The following is a 14113-nucleotide window of genomic DNA, read 5'->3' as shown; positions in this document are numbered from 1 at the left end:
GGGTCATCGCCGCCCCTCACCAAGGAATTGCCCCCTCACTCAAAGGCGCGATCGCGGCGACAACCGCTCCCTATTTGGGTTGGGTCGATAGCGATGATGTGTTAGCACCCACCGCTTTGGCAGAAACCGCTGCCATCCTAGACGCTCATCCGAATGTGGGGATGGTCTACACCAACCACTTGATCATTGACGAACAGGGGAACGATAAGGGGTTAGGCAGACTTTGCCGCATTCCCTATAGCCCAGACCGCTTGTTGGTCGAATTCATGACCTTCCACTTCCGGCTGATCCGTCGCCGGGTTTACGACCAGGTAGGCGGCATTGACCCCAGCTTCAGTACCTCCGAAGACTATGACCTATGCCTCAAGCTCTCGGAAGTCACCGACATTTATCATCTGCCCAAACCCCTTTATTTCTATCGTCGCCATACCGATAACGCCACCAACCGTCAGCTCGACGTGATCCACTCCAGCCAGCAAGCCATTAGCAATGCGCTACAACGTCGGGGCTTGGATCAGCATTACACTTTGCGCGTCACGGCAACCTATACCTTGCGTCCGAAACCCAATGTGCCGGATCGTCCTATCCCGCCCATCCAATCGCTGGAACCCATTTCGCTCAGCCCCCTGGTTTCGATTATCATCCCTGCCTATAACGCCGCCCCTCGCCTTGTCCCCTGCCTACAAAGCTGTATCCGGCAAACCTATCCCAACCTGGAAATTCTATTGGTCGATAACGGCTCGACCGATGAGACGGTGGCGATCGCCGAGCGGATCGCGGCTGAGTCCAGTCGTTCCATCCAAATTCTGTATTGTCCCCAACCGGGAGCCAACCATGCCCGTAATCTGGGCTGTACCCAGGCTCAAGGTGACTATATTCAATGGCTGGATGCGGATGATGACCTTGCCCTAGACAAGCTAGAACGCCAAGTCATTGCCCTGATCCAACATCCTGAAGCCGACCTAGCCTATGGCGACTGGGATTGGTGCTTTTGGGAACAGCGGCAATTGATCGCTCAGTTACGCTTTGCCGATCGTGCCTATGACGACTTGCCCCTACAACTCTTGCTCGATAACTGGCGACCACCTCACGCTTATCTGCTCCGTCGTCGAGCTGCACTCCGCTTACACCACCTGCAAGCCTGGAATCCTGAAACGGGTGTGTACATGGATCGGGAATACTTTACGATCGCGGCTTTGTTAGGGCTACGGTTCTTGCATGTCCCCGATAGCCTGGTTCGCTATCACCGCTGGTCTACGAGCCAGGTGAGCCGCCGTGCCACGTATCCGGAACGGATTCAGCATCGCCACCGGATCTTTCGGCGGTTTCAAGACATTGCCCATTTATGCCAGGGCGATCAACTCACCCCAGCCCATCAATTCTTGTTGCAACAAAACTGGCAGTTGTGGCAACCCGCCTTCACCCTAGAACGTTTGGATGGTCAAGCGTTTGCCCTGCACCACCGCGATCGTCCAGAGTCACTCCCCCTGACATGGCAGGAAGCAAACATCGCTCGTGCCCTGTTGCACGTTTCTGCCCCTCGTGCGCTTGAAGATCATACCCGTAAGGTGATCCAACAGCTATGGTTAGAGATTCTGGCAGAACTGAGCCAGGGCAATTCAGCGTTGGACTATAGCCTGATTGCGGATAAACTGGCTTGGCGCATCGGTAGTGCCCCTGCCCCTGATCCAGCCCGATCGCATGAGATGCCACCCGATGCCACCCGATCGCACCTCCACCCCTTGTTGCAAGACGTGCCCCTCTTCACCCCCCTGTTTGCGGAAGAACGATTTGTGGTGCAGCAATTTCTGGAGCGCTTACGAAATCAGGGCTGGCTCAAGCAGGGTGGATAAACCACCCTGCCATATCCGGTTAATTTCAAGCTGATTGAGGAGATTGATATTTCTTAACGACCCGATCGCGCAATTGCGCCTGAATACTCCGAGCTGCATCCTCAATTTCCTCCTGTGATAACACAGTTCCCAGGCGATCGTGCAATAACTCCACCAGCTTCTCATGGTCTACATAGCTGTTCGCACTAGCCAGAAACTTACCTAAGCCAGCACCCCAGTCAAACCCAGCACCAATATCGCATCCCGCCGCTGCCTCTAGCTGGGCAAACTCTCGCGCTGCTTCTGCGGTAATTTTGAATTCCATAGTTTCCTCCAAGCGGTTTGCAAAGGTAGACAGTCCAGCTTATAGATCCAACTCATCCAACAACGAGGGGCGACGGCGATACCACTCAAAATACGTTAAATCCTCCTTCGTTTCATCCCTACCACAGTCAATCATGCCCATCTTCTGATAGAAACCCTCCGAGCCGGGTAGGGCATGTAGCCCCACTAACCCGTCATAGCCTAGTTCTTCACTGCGAAATCGAGCGAATTGCAGCAACGCACTCCCGATCGCACGAAACTCGACCGGAGTTTGCAAACTCGGACGGTTCCAGGGAGCCGATGCCAAAGAATGCACATAGACCAGCCGCCGATGTGGTTCAAACTGCGATCGATGTCCCTGAGTGGCAATCAGCATCAACCCCTGTGTAATCTGCTCATACTCAATGGCGTACCCTTCATAGTTGGCACTCGACAGATAGGCACGGTGCTTCAATTCCCAGTCCCAGAAGTTATCCTCCTGCTGCGATCGCCGCAATCGCCCTTTCCAAAACACCTCAAAATCATCCAAATGTTTCTCACCCATCGTGACCAACAGGGCTGTAACAGTTTGCTCATCCCGCTCTCGAACAATCGGAACTTCATACCGAACTGGCACATTTCACCTCACATCAGTCAGCCTTACAGGATGATCTTCCATGATCCATTCCAAAGATTCATTTTAGTACAAAAATACTATTACGTTGTGCCATCTATCACCCCTTCCTGCCTAACTAAAAAGCCCCAATCCTGCCGATTTCGGCACAGTTCCTCCACTTCTGCTTGCCAACCATTCATCCACCAATGCTGAAGCCTTTCTAGAACATAAGCTCGTTGGCGTACCTTGTCTGCTAGAGACTGCCCGATCGCTAACGCCCGATCGCAGAACTTCTCAATCAGTCCGCGATCGCCCCCAGGAGTAGCCACCTGTGGAAAACTCTTTGCTGTGACAGTTGAATTTGATAGTTCCTTATCTGGCAAGGATTTCGAGGCATTCAGACCCTGATCGACTGTGACAATTTCAGTCAACGAGTCGCGGGGGGGGGCTTCGCCTGGAAGAGAAGAAATAAAATTAGAAAAGTCGGATTCAGAACAGCAACCCTTCATATTTCCCTGGCAGGTGTAAAATTTCCCATCCTGCATCGGTTCTGGCGGTTCCGGTGGTTCTGCAAATTTAGCTTCTAAACTGGCTGTAATTGGCTCTGAGTCAGCGATTTTACACAGTTCTATAATCGGCTCAACGGAGGCAAGGGCTAATAGGGGGTCTAACCCCTCAGTCATTAACTTGGGATGCCATAACTCTTGATAGCGATATAAAGTTTTCGTACTAATGCCTTGATCCGCGATCGCGATCGCTCTAGCCGTGGCAGTCGCCGGAAGTTGACCAGCCGCTTCTAACTGGGCTACTGCCTCCCGAATCCGCTGTTGGGCATCTTCAGACCGTCTTCGGTTAATCGGGACGATGTTATTTTCCGCGTCCTCAGGCAACGTCCGCGATCGCAATGGAGTTTCCCCTAATGGCCAGTAGTACCCTTCAGCCGCCCGTGCCCAAACTGCCGTTCGCACTTGAATCTCATACTGATGACGACACCATTCGGCATATCCTGGTAGCGCGATCGCCGTCCGCAGCACATAGTCTGCCAGTTCCTCTCCCTGTAGACCCTTGAACACTACGCCATAACAGGCGATCGTTTTGAGTAAATGGTTCGTCTGACCGTACCCTGTCCAACCCTCTTCCATTTCGGTGCGTAAGTCCTGCACCCATTCCTCAATCACTGTGGACTGGCGGTGAGGTCTACCCCGACGGTTATTTTTTGCGGTGGCGATCGCCTGTCGTAATTCCGCTATATCCTGACCAATGGCGGCGGTATCCCACTGCTGAAAGAATCGTGCCAGATCTTGACTGGTCGGATTGCCATCATCGTCTAACAGGCAGGAGCCGGAGGCAGGTTGCAGTGGCAGGCGATGGGCGTTGTACTCCGTAAAGCTGCCAGGTTTGGCATAGGCTTTGCAGTTGGGGAAGATTTCTAACTTTCCTGGTGCGATCGTCAACCCTTGGGCTTGTAGACATTGTTTCAGGGCTGACGCTAACCCAAAGGTCGGCACCGTTTCCGGTAGGGGAATGTAGAGGTGTAGTCCTTCTGACCAACTGGAACGGATCAATAGGGTACGGTAGATGCCGATCGTTTCCAGGGCTAAGCGAATCTTGAGCAGTTCACCGGGGGTCTGTTGGGGATGGTACGGACTGCCGCGATCGAGATCAATCAAGGCATACCGGGTCTGATTACCAAACCGCACACCAACCAACTGAGCCGCATCTTGCCACACTTGCCACAACACACGGGGACGGAGCGGATATTGGGTAATGGTCTGCCAGTTGGGATCAAGTTCATTCACACCAACAATGGTTTGCCAGAAGTAGGGAAATAGTTCACACAAGCGCTGACCGAGCGGATCACGGGGCAATGGTTCCGGAAGGGAGGTTCGAGCGGAAGAGTTTGATACTTTTGGCGGATCAGGTCTGGCGGGGGCTTCTGTCATAGTGATGCGGTAAGGTGTATCCTGAAGCCACACAAGTTTGCATGGTCAGGGTATACTGGATTAACCAGAGACTTAGAAATGTTAAGTCATGGCTGATCATAACCGATCATCTTCAGTCATGAACAAAAATCTTATGCAGTTTTCCCAAGCTCTCGATCGCACTCTCAATGAATTTGGCATTAAAGCCAGATGGCTGTCCGACCGTTCTGGAGTCAGCCAACAGATGATCAGCGACTTTCGCAATGGCAAACAGCGGATTTACAGCGACTCTTTAGAGAAGATGCTATCGAGTTTGCCAGCCGAAGCCAGAGATTATTTTTTTCGGCAGTTAGGCTCATCCCCGGCGACGCTGGAAGCTCGGATTGCCGATATGAACAGTGATGAACTGTCACAACTGCTGCTAGCGATCGCGGATAAGCTTCAGACTAAAAAACAGGTGACTGCTAGAGAACTAGTGGGTGCGTAAGATCTCTATTATTTGGCAGGTTTGAGGTAATCTATCGTCACCTTAACCACAATGGCAAAAGCGACCAGCATGAGACTGGTACTCACATCGATCGCACTATTGGAACTAAGAACAGGTAAACGAAATACCTCAGCCGGAAGCTGGATTTGAATGGTTTGAGGAGATGGAGTTGGCACAGGAACTGTTGTTGAAACCATAATTGCACCTGACTAAACTTTAGTATCTTCACTATCTCAACTTATTGCTAGAGATCATGTCGGGACGTTGCCTGACTTTGGTTGGCATTGACTGAGAATCACCTAACAAGTGAGACCTTGCACCAATACCACATCCCGTTACAGCCTCTAGCTGGGCAAACTCAAGCCCTGCTACTTCAGTAATTTTGAATTCCATTTTTCCTTCCAGGCAGTTTGCAAAGGTAATTAGGAGAGTTTCAGCAGTTGGAGCGATCGCAGACTTCCAGACCAGCAATCCGAAAGCCCCATTCCTGGCGTAACAGTAATAGTTCTTCCACTACACTGTGCCAGCCTGCGGTCCAGAGGCTACGTAACTTATTGAGAGCAAACTCGCGATCGTGGTTCAGTAGCGCCTGGTCGATCGCCAGGGAAACCCGAATTGGATCAGGAGAGGGTTCGCGCTCAAGGCAATCAGAGGATTGAGGAGAACTGGAGAGATCGGAGAGATCGGAAGTAGTAGAGAACGCAGGATTAGTCAGCGGTTCTGTTTGAGGAGATGATCCTACCGAAGCTTGTTTTCCCCGCTGCCGTGCCTGTCGCTTAGCCTGATTAGCAGTAAATTTGCGCCGCAGTGCTGCCACCAAAAAACCACCAGGGTTATGGACTATCCCCTTCGCTTGCTGCTCTCGCAGGGCAGAAATGGCGTTTTCCACAGCCTGCACGACCTCCGGCGGCGTTAGTTTTTTTTGCAGATCGCCGATCGCCTTCTGAATTGTTTTGTTCGGAGTCACTCCAGCGATCTGAATCCGTTCCAGTAACTCCGCTGTACCAAACACCTCCTTGTCAATGGCTGTTTGAACAGGGTGGTGGGTGGGCGTGGAAACACCAGTTTGTTCTTTTAACAAAGTATTTTCTTTGTTTGGTACATGCCCATCGTTGAAACCCTGACTGAGAGCGGCTTCTAAATTTAATATTTGATTTTCTCTGACCAAACTGATCCCATTCTCGCTATTTGGATCAGTTTGGTGATAGTTGGATCGATCTGGCAAGATTTGGATCTCTTTGCCGAGAGAAAATTGAGGTAAAGGCTGAGAATCCTGGCTCGGTAACGGTTCTAAGCTTGGAGCCGCAGCAAACTGTTCAGCAGGTAGAACCGTTTTTAGCAACGGCTTCCGGTTCCGGGCTTTCCATTGTTCAATCTGAAACTCAAATAAGTGACAGTCAGCCAACCGTTGCGCGGCTCGTTCTACTGTCCGGTAGTCTACCTGGAGAATGGCCGCAATTTCTTTAGGAGAGGGCACGGCAATAAAGCGATCGCCGTAAGGATCAAGGCTAAACAGGTAGAGCCAGAGGTCGTATTGGGTACCTGTCAAATTGAGGGAACGGACATAGGTAATCAGTTCTACCGGAATCTGCACAAACCCCGATGATTTTGCTACAGTTGGCTGATTCGTTGTGGCGTATACTGTCATATTCTTTTGATTTAGGATAAGTCCCCGCCGTTTGGCGGGGCGTTTGTATTAGGCATTGAACGGTTTGATCAGTGCGGGGTAGAATAGAGTCATCCCGTTATCAATGGTGGTAATAAACTAGACAACGCTTTATCACTCCGGAGTATTTTACTCCATATCCTTATTATTAGTGATAAATTCTCATGAAATTTTGTGAAGCCGTTGATCAAACTTTTGTAGAGTTCAAGCTGACGAATCGGGAAATTGCCCAAAAGTCGGGGCTAACCGAGGCACAATTGAGCGAGTTCCGGCGTGGCAAACGGGAGATTCACACTGATCGCTTGGAACGGCTGATTGCGGCTCTACCAACGCAAGCTCAGCAATTTCTGTTCTTTAATTGCCTGCTACCGCAAATGGACGATCGCGCGATCGGAACCCTGCTCTATGCCATCAGCCTCAAAATGCGAGGCGCTGCACCTTCACTGGATTTAGAAAGGATCTCAGCGTAGAAAATTTATATCCCTTGTTTGGGTGCTTCAACGAAAAAAAAGTCTGATTTATCGTGTTTAACATTGGACTTTTACAAATTGAAGCGATATGGGTGCAGAAAATGGCCTCTGGGATGCGCTGCTATTGGCTAGCAAGCTGGTAGAGCATGAGACGTTGAATCAACTGTACGAGTTGATCGACGATCTACCGACTGAGATCAGAGCAGAATTAGCCCAGCGCTTATTAATGGGGTAAAGGTAGCGAAGCTGCAACGAAGTGCCACGCAACGGCTAGAACTTAATAACAGTAAGGATTCCAGAAAAATTTTCTACTTTTTAATCCAACCAGAAGTCCTTGAAGCGACCTGGTGCTAATTCGGTATAGCGCACGGTGTGCTGGATGTTTTTGTGCCCCAGATAAGCTTGAATCGCTCTGGTATCGTGTCCTTTGGACGCGAGGTAGAAACCACAAGCATGACGCAACATATGCGGATGAACTGGAAAGGGAATCCCTGCTCGTTGCCCAGCCCGTTCAATAATGCCTCTGGCAGTGTCTGCTGCCATGGCGGCTCCTCGTTCCGAAACGAATAAATAAGGGGAATCTGGATAGTCTCGTTGCAATTGCCGCAGAGATCGCAACTCAGGTCCTCGGAGGGGATGAACAGAACTAACTCCTTGCTTCAAACGGTTGATGTAGATCGTGCCACCGTTGAAGTCTACTTGTTCCCAGCGCAGCGCCACCAATTCAGAAACCCGCAAGCCATGACGATAAGCAATCAAGATCAAGGTTGCATCTCGATGACCATGTCGTCCCACCGTTCTGGCAGCTTTGAGCATTGCCTCAACTTCCCGAGGCAGCAAATGTTCACGGGTTCGCAATTGGCAATTAGGCGTTTTAGGGGGTGGAGCAGTTGGCATGATCAAAACTTGCCCGAAAATGATGGACGGACACCTGTAAACGAAACGGCTGAACTCCCACTTCCTCCTGAATCAGTTTCGCAAACTTGCCCATAAACAAGCGAAAGTTGGTAAGTTTATTTACTTTTCCAAGATTGAGCGAATCTGCCGATACACTATCGCCTGAATCAATCGTGTGAGGGGTATCGACGATGAAGCGGCAGTGGACACCGGAAGAGTTGGTTGAACAATTCACGCTACTGCCGGATGAAATGGCATTGCTGGAGCCGAAAGTGGGGGCAAACCAATTGGGGTTTGCCGTGTGGCTTAAATTCTTTCAACATGAAGCTCGTTTTCCTCACAGTCGTCAAGAGATTCCGAAAGCAGCCGTTTCCTACCTGGCAGCCCAACTCGACCTCTCGCCTAGACTGCTACAAGACTACAACCATCAAGGACGCAGCGGCGCTCGTCATCGCATTGAAATTCGAGAATTCTTCGGATTTCAAGAGTCCACCTTGAAAGATGCCGAAGCCATGAAAGATTGGTTGTCTCAACAGGTTCTGGTCTATGACCGACAAGAATCACACCTTGAGGCTACTGTGTACCAACGTTTTCGAGAACTGAAACTGGAGCCTCCTAGTCCCAAACAGGTGAAGCGGTTGATTGGTTCTGCGATTCGTACAACCGAAGCCAGCTTTTGTGATCGTCTGCTGCAACAACTGTCGGCTGACACCCGAAGCAAGATGGATGACTTGTTAAAGACAGAGGTGAGTGAGCCTGAGGAGGAGGCGATCCAGTTCAAACAGTCCATGTTCAGTTTTCTCAAGAGCGATCCAGGACGGGTCGGGCTGGAAAGTCTGTTCAAGGAAACTGACAAGCTGAACCACATTCGCCAATTGGGTATGCCTGCGAATTTGTTTGACGCGACTCCACCCAAAGTGCTTGGGCATTACCGTCGTCGCGCTGCTGCCGAAACTCCCCGCGATCTCAGACGGCATCCAAAGGCGATTCGCTATGCCCTGATTGCCGCTTTCTGCTGGCAACGCAGTCAGGAGATTAGTGACAACCTGGTGGAATTGTTAGTGCAGATTGTGCATCGCATTGGCATTAATGCAGAACGGCGGGTAGACAAACAGTTGCTCGAAGACTTCAAGCGGATCGATAACAAACCCCATTTGCTCTATCAGATCGCCACTGCCACACTGGAGCATCCAGAGGAAATCGTCAAAGAGGTTGTTTATCCGATTGCCACTCCGACAACCCTCAAAGCAGTTGTTCAGGAATATCATGCCAGTACAACCTATGACCAGAAGGTGTACACGGTGATGCGATCTTCCTATCTACATCATTACCGACGCATGGTACCCAAAATTTTAGAAACATTGGAGTTTCGTTCTAACAATGAAGTACACCGTCCCGTTGTTCAAGCGCTAGAACTGCTCAAGAAATATCAAGATAGCAATCAGCGTTACTATGCCAGTGAAGAACAACTTTACGTCAAAGGAGTACTCAAAAGTGGTTGGCGCAATCTGTGCAAAATCGCACAAAGTTCGGCAGGTGATTCTCACTGAACTTCGGCGGGTGATTCTCACAAACCTCGGCACCCCATTCCCAACGAACTTCGGCAGGTAATTCTCACAAACTTCGGCACCCCCTTTACACTCGCTGTCAACGACAAGCGGAGGTAGCGGGGATATGAAACGGAAGCAACAAGGAGGATTACTGCCTGTGGCAAAATTTCGAGAGATCTTGCGACTTCACGATCTGGGCTATAGCCAGTGCCAGATCGCCCAAAGCTGTGCGGTGGCACGCTCAACCGTGCAAGATTACATTCGTCGCGCCACTGCCAAGAACCTGAGTTATACCGAGTTGACCCAGTTGAGTGACAGTGAGGCGCAAGCGGCGCTGGGCAAAGGAAGACAGAACCCCGAACAGCGGGCGGAACCGATTGACTTTAGTGCGGTAGATGCCCAATTACAGCATAAAGGCGTGACGCTAGCTCTGCTGTGGCAGGAGGGACTGGACAAAGGACAATGGAACTGTAGCTACGCCACTTTTTGCCGCTGGTACAACCAGTGGCGGGTGCGGCACCAGTTGTCGATGCGGCAGGTGTACAAGGGAGGTGACAAGCTATTTGTGGACTACTGCGGGCTGACGGTGCCCATGCAGGACAAGGAAACCGGACAAGTGATGGCAGCCCAAATCTTTGTCGCCTGTTTGGGAGCGAGCAACTACACCTACGCCGAAGCTACACCTACGCAGGAATTACCGCACTGGATTGGGTCGCACCAGCGGGCACTAGCGTTTTTCGGTGGTGTGCCGCAGTGCATTGTGCCGGATAACCTCAAGTCCGGGGTCACCGACCCTTGTCGGTATGAACCGGGCATTAATCCGAGTTACCAGGAGTTCGCCGAGCACTATGGGGTCGCCATTATTCCGGCTCGACCGTACAAACCGCGTGACAAAGCCAAGGTCGAAAAGGCAGTGCAGGAGGTAGAACGACAAGTGCTGGCACCGTTGCGGCACGAGCAATTCAGCACACTGAGCGACCTTAATGCTGCTATTGCCCAGAGGCTGAAGGCGTTAAATGAGCGGACGATGCCCGGTTATGGGGTGTCGCGACGGGTATTGTTTGAGCAAGTAGACCAACCTGCCCTCTCTCCTTTACCGGTTCAACCCTTCACGTTTGCCCACTGGAAGACAGCGAAGGTCAACCTGGACTATCACATTGAGGTCGAAAAGCACTATTACTCCGTCCCCTATTGGTTTGTGCAGCACGAAGTGCGAGTCAAGGTGTCTGAGCAAATGGTCGAAATCTTTCACGATGGCAAGCGGATTGCTGCCCACGAACGCTGCCGCCTGCCCCATCGCCACACGACGCTACCCGACCATATGCCGCCTGAACATTGGGCCTACAAACGCCAGTCGAAAGAACGCTTTTTAGCCTGGGCGCAACAGGTCGGACGCCACACGACAAGCCAGGTGGAGGCAATGTTTGAACGCAAAGACCATGAAGAGCAGGCGTTTCGTACCGTGCGAGGTTTGCAGTCTCTAGCAACGCAGTATGGCACGGCGCGGCTGGAAGCGGCTTGTCATCGGGCGAATGTGTTTGGCATTGTCAGTTTGCGTCGCATCCGCTCCATGCTGCAAACCCAGTTGGACAAAGAACCCTTGGCGGATGACAATCCAGTCGTTCCGGTTGTTGAACATGCAAACGTCCGGGGTGCTCAGTACTATTCCTAACTATTTCTCATTGGATCAATTCTCATGATGAATCCGTCTACGATTGAACAACTCAAAGCCTTGCGCCTGGTCGGGATGCTCGAAGCCTGGAGTGAGCAACAGACCAGCAGCACTTATCACGATCTCAGTTTCGATGAACGACTAGCACTGTTGGTGGAACGTGAGCACTGGCGACGTGCCCAGCAACGGTTGCAACGCCGCATCAAGCAAGCTCAACTGACGACCACTGCCAGTTTGAATGACATTGACTTTAACGTCGCTCGTGGCTTGAGCAAGGTGAAGTTTCTGGAGTTGGCACAGGGACAATGGTTACACCAACACCTTCAATTGATCCTTGTCGGACCCACAGGTGTGGGCAAAACCTTCCTGGCTTCGGTGTTGGCAGACGCCTTCTGTCAGCAGGGACACAGTGTGCGCTACTTCAGAACCGCAGACCTCTTGTTGGAATTAAAACTTGCCAAAGCAGATGGATCATTGCCTAAGTGGAAACGACAATTAGCCACCTTCAACCTGCTCATCCTCGATGACTGGTTGCGCGATCCTCTCTCCCAGGAACAGGCACGCGATCTACTCGATCTGTTGGACGAACGCTATCGCAAAGCGGCTTGTTTGTTTGCGACCCAACTCCCCGTTTCTCAGTGGCATCAACAAATCCAAGACCCCACCCTGGCTGATGCTATGCTCGACCGCATTGTTCACGATGCGCTGAGACTGTCTCTCAAAGGAGAGTCGATGCGAAAGTTAACCAGTTCGGTTCAACCCGATACGGCTGAATATGCCATCGCCTAATTCAGCCAGAGAGGGATCATGTTATCGTTTGGAGCAAAGGTGATCTCACATGCGATCTGATCTACAACAAATTGACCGGCCGAAGCAGACGAAATTAACCCTGCCGAAGTTGGGTGAGAATCCAGTGCCGAAGTCACTGAGTTGACCCTGCCGAAGTGATGAGAATATGCAATCTGATGGTGGAAACCGATAGTGAAGGCAAAGAGCGCATCAATCGCGTCAATTACGAAATCTGCGTATTGCAAGCATTACGTGACAAACTGCGCTCAAAGGAGATTTGGGTGGTTGGGGCGAAGCGCTATGGTAATCCAGAATCTGATTTGCCCCAGGACTTTGACCAAAATCGAGAGGTGTACTATCAGGCACTCAAGCACCCCCTGGATGCGGAAGCCTTCATCACTCAACTGCAAGCGGAAATGACACAAGCGTTGACATTGCTGGATCAAGGACTACCCAAAAATTCAGCGGTGCGGATCATCAAACGTCAGGGAAACAATTGGATTTCAGTAACTCCCCTAGAGAAACAGGCAGAACCCTATAATATCCGCTACTTGAAAGGAGAAATCAACGGGCGTTGGACCATGACCAGTTTGCTCGATGTGCTCAAGGAAGCAGATCTGCGAGTCCACTTCACACAGCAATTCAAAACGACTGCCTCGCGAGAAATGCTCGACCCTCAAACAAGTCAACGACGGTTGCTGCTGTGCCTTTATGCCCTGGGCACCAATACCGGACTCAAACGGATTTGTGGCGGCAGGAAGCACGACCGCTACGATGATCTGCGTTACATCAAAAAGCATTTCATCAATAAAGAGGATCTGCGTCGTGCAATTGCTCAGGTTGTCAATGCGATCTTTGCCAGCCGCAGAGAAGCGATCTGGGGAGAGGGGACAACCACCTGTGCCTCAGATGCTAAAAAGTTTGGCTCCTGGGACCAGAATCTCATGACGGAGTGGCATATTCGCTACGGCGGGCGTGGGGTTATGATCTACTGGCATGTCGAGAAGAAGTCTGCCTGCATTTATTCGCAACTCAAGACCTGTTCGTCCTCAGAAGCGGCTGCCATGATTGAAGGGCTACTGCGACATTGCACGGACATGCCTGTGCAGAAGAACTTTGTGGACACCCACGGACAGAGTGAAGTTGCGTTTGCCTTTTGTCGTCTGCTGGGGTTCGAACTAATGCCCCGGATTCGTCGCATTGGAGCACAACGACTATCCCTACCACAATCTGGGCAGCGGCAGAACTATCCCAATTTGCAAGCCGTGTTGGCAAACAAGGCAATTGATTGGGACCGCATTCGACAGCAGTATGACCAGATGGTCAAGTATGCCACTGCCCTCCGGTTGGGAACCGCAGAAGCAGAAGCGATCCTGCGTCGATTTAACCGAGCAACTTCTCCCCTCCATCCGACCCATCTGGCCCTAATAGAACTGGGGAAAGCGATTCGGACGATTTTCTTGTGCCGCTATCTACACTCTGAAGAACTCCGCCACGAGGTGCATGAAGGGTTAAACGTGGTGGAGCAGTGGAATGGGGCAAACGGGTTCATCTTCTACGGCAAGAACAGCGAGATTGCCACCAATCGGCTGGATGAGCAGGAGCTATCAGTCCTGGCGTTGCATTTGTTGCAGATTTGTTTGGTCTACATCAACACCTTGATGATTCAGCAGGTACTAGCAGAACCAGGGTGGATGAAGCGGATGTCTCCAGAAGATTTGCGGGCATTGACTCCTTTGATCTGGGAGCACATCAATCCGTATGGCACCTTTGAGTTGGACATGAATCAGCGGCTAAAATTGGATGCGGCTTAGAAGTGAAAATTTTTCTAAAATGGTCTTCCAGCAAGGCTTCTAGCCGTCGCGTGGCACTTCGTTGCAGCTTCGCTACCTTTACCCCTTAATGTCTC

13 protein-coding genes and 1 pseudogene are annotated in these 14113 nt (G+C 51.2%); 8 read left to right on the top strand and 6 right to left on the bottom strand.

Annotated elements, in window-relative coordinates:
• Window positions 1-1853, top strand: a 1853-nt coding sequence (locus tag ACN4EK_RS24510; protein ID WP_431660904.1) for a glycosyltransferase family 2 protein, incomplete at its 5' end; no start/stop codon positions are given.
• Between the two features lie 25 nt (window positions 1854-1878).
• Here the strand turns inward: ACN4EK_RS24510 and ACN4EK_RS24505 are convergent.
• The 3 genes from ACN4EK_RS24505 to ACN4EK_RS24495 all read right to left on the bottom strand — a co-directional run bounded on the left by ACN4EK_RS24505 (window position 1879) and on the right by ACN4EK_RS24495 (window position 4694).
• On the bottom strand, window positions 1879-2157 hold the full coding sequence (locus ACN4EK_RS24505; protein WP_431660903.1) for a hypothetical protein: 279 nt from the start codon (window positions 2155-2157) through the stop codon (window positions 1879-1881).
• 39 nt (window positions 2158-2196) lie between these two features.
• Window positions 2197-2772 (bottom strand): hypothetical protein, encoded by a 576-nt coding sequence (locus ACN4EK_RS24500; RefSeq protein ID WP_431660902.1) that lies wholly within the window; start codon window positions 2770-2772, stop codon window positions 2197-2199.
• An 80-nt stretch (window positions 2773-2852) separates the two neighbouring features.
• Entirely contained in the window at window positions 2853-4694 is a 1842-nt protein-coding gene (locus ACN4EK_RS24495) for a hypothetical protein (protein WP_431660901.1), read from the bottom strand.
• A 118-nt stretch (window positions 4695-4812) separates the two neighbouring features.
• Here ACN4EK_RS24495 and ACN4EK_RS24490 point away from each other — a divergent pair, with 118 nt between their 5' ends.
• Window positions 4813-5160 (top strand): helix-turn-helix domain-containing protein, encoded by a 348-nt coding sequence (locus tag ACN4EK_RS24490; protein WP_431660900.1) that lies wholly within the window; start codon window positions 4813-4815, stop codon window positions 5158-5160.
• An 8-nt stretch (window positions 5161-5168) separates the two neighbouring features.
• Here the strand turns inward: ACN4EK_RS24490 and ACN4EK_RS24485 are convergent, their stop codons facing one another.
• Entirely contained in the window at window positions 5169-5357 is a 189-nt protein-coding gene (locus ACN4EK_RS24485; protein WP_431660899.1) for a hypothetical protein, read from the bottom strand.
• Between the two features lie 236 nt (window positions 5358-5593).
• On the bottom strand, window positions 5594-6808 hold the full coding sequence (locus tag ACN4EK_RS24480; RefSeq protein WP_431660898.1) for a hypothetical protein: 1215 nt from the start codon (window positions 6806-6808) through the stop codon (window positions 5594-5596).
• Between the two features lie 182 nt (window positions 6809-6990).
• Between ACN4EK_RS24480 and ACN4EK_RS24475 the strand changes: the two genes are divergently transcribed.
• Window positions 6991-7296: a helix-turn-helix domain-containing protein gene (locus tag ACN4EK_RS24475; protein ID WP_431660897.1), complete on the top strand. Its 306-nt coding sequence runs from the start codon at window positions 6991-6993 to the stop codon at window positions 7294-7296.
• Between the two features lie 88 nt (window positions 7297-7384).
• Entirely contained in the window at window positions 7385-7531 is a 147-nt protein-coding gene (locus tag ACN4EK_RS24470) for a hypothetical protein (protein ID WP_431660896.1), read from the top strand.
• An 80-nt stretch (window positions 7532-7611) separates the two neighbouring features.
• Here ACN4EK_RS24470 and ACN4EK_RS24465 read toward each other — a convergent pair whose 3' ends face one another.
• The gene (locus ACN4EK_RS24465; protein WP_431656529.1) at window positions 7612-8193 is read right to left on the bottom strand and encodes a tyrosine-type recombinase/integrase; all 582 of its coding nucleotides are present in this window, start codon (window positions 8191-8193) and stop codon (window positions 7612-7614) included.
• A 191-nt stretch (window positions 8194-8384) separates the two neighbouring features.
• Here ACN4EK_RS24465 and ACN4EK_RS24460 point away from each other — a divergent pair, with 191 nt between their 5' ends.
• The 4 genes and pseudogenes from ACN4EK_RS24460 to ACN4EK_RS24445 all read left to right on the top strand — a co-directional run.
• Window positions 8385-9743, top strand: a complete 1359-nt coding sequence (locus ACN4EK_RS24460; RefSeq protein WP_431660894.1) for a DUF4158 domain-containing protein — start codon at window positions 8385-8387, stop codon at window positions 9741-9743.
• Window positions 9744-9867: 124 nt separating this feature from the next.
• A complete protein-coding gene (gene istA, locus ACN4EK_RS24455; protein ID WP_431656492.1) occupies window positions 9868-11415 on the top strand; it encodes an IS21 family transposase in 1548 nt (515 codons plus the stop codon).
• Window positions 11416-11439: 24 nt separating this feature from the next.
• Window positions 11440-12204, top strand: a complete 765-nt coding sequence (istB, locus tag ACN4EK_RS24450) for an IS21-like element helper ATPase IstB (RefSeq protein ID WP_431656493.1) — start codon at window positions 11440-11442, stop codon at window positions 12202-12204.
• Window positions 12205-12377: 173 nt separating this feature from the next.
• Window positions 12378-14018, top strand: a pseudogene (locus ACN4EK_RS24445) (Tn3 family transposase); the annotation flags it as partial.
• Window positions 14019-14113: the final 95 nt, after the last annotated feature.

This window comes from Pantanalinema rosaneae CENA516, from assembly GCF_050753385.1.
In the GTDB taxonomy this organism is placed as follows: Bacteria; Cyanobacteriota; Cyanobacteriia; order Leptolyngbyales; family Leptolyngbyaceae; genus Pantanalinema; species Pantanalinema rosaneae.
The sequence above is the reverse complement of the archived record's forward strand: the minus strand, read 5'-3'. Positions and strand labels throughout refer to the sequence as shown.

Bases quoted from the DNA above. Each gene is read 5' to 3' on its own strand.
- ACN4EK_RS24485 (WP_431660899.1), bottom strand. From the start codon at position 5,357: ATGGTTTCAACAACAGTTCCTGTGCCAACTCCATCTCCTCAAACCATT.
- ACN4EK_RS24505 (WP_431660903.1), bottom strand. From the start codon at position 2,157: ATGGAATTCAAAATTACCGCAGAAGCAGCGCGAGAGTTTGCCCAGCTA.
- ACN4EK_RS24475 (WP_431660897.1), top strand. From the start codon at position 6,991: ATGAAATTTTGTGAAGCCGTTGATCAAACTTTTGTAGAGTTCAAGCTG.
- ACN4EK_RS24490 (WP_431660900.1), top strand. From the start codon at position 4,813: ATGAACAAAAATCTTATGCAGTTTTCCCAAGCTCTCGATCGCACTCTC.
- ACN4EK_RS24460 (WP_431660894.1), top strand. From the start codon at position 8,385: ATGAAGCGGCAGTGGACACCGGAAGAGTTGGTTGAACAATTCACGCTA.
- istB (WP_431656493.1), top strand. From the start codon at position 11,440: ATGATGAATCCGTCTACGATTGAACAACTCAAAGCCTTGCGCCTGGTC.
- istA (WP_431656492.1), top strand. From the start codon at position 9,868: ATGAAACGGAAGCAACAAGGAGGATTACTGCCTGTGGCAAAATTTCGA.
- ACN4EK_RS24495 (WP_431660901.1), bottom strand. From the start codon at position 4,694: ATGACAGAAGCCCCCGCCAGACCTGATCCGCCAAAAGTATCAAACTCT.
- ACN4EK_RS24480 (WP_431660898.1), bottom strand. From the start codon at position 6,808: ATGACAGTATACGCCACAACGAATCAGCCAACTGTAGCAAAATCATCG.
- ACN4EK_RS24465 (WP_431656529.1), bottom strand. From the start codon at position 8,193: ATGCCAACTGCTCCACCCCCTAAAACGCCTAATTGCCAATTGCGAACC.
- ACN4EK_RS24470 (WP_431660896.1), top strand. From the start codon at position 7,385: ATGGGTGCAGAAAATGGCCTCTGGGATGCGCTGCTATTGGCTAGCAAG.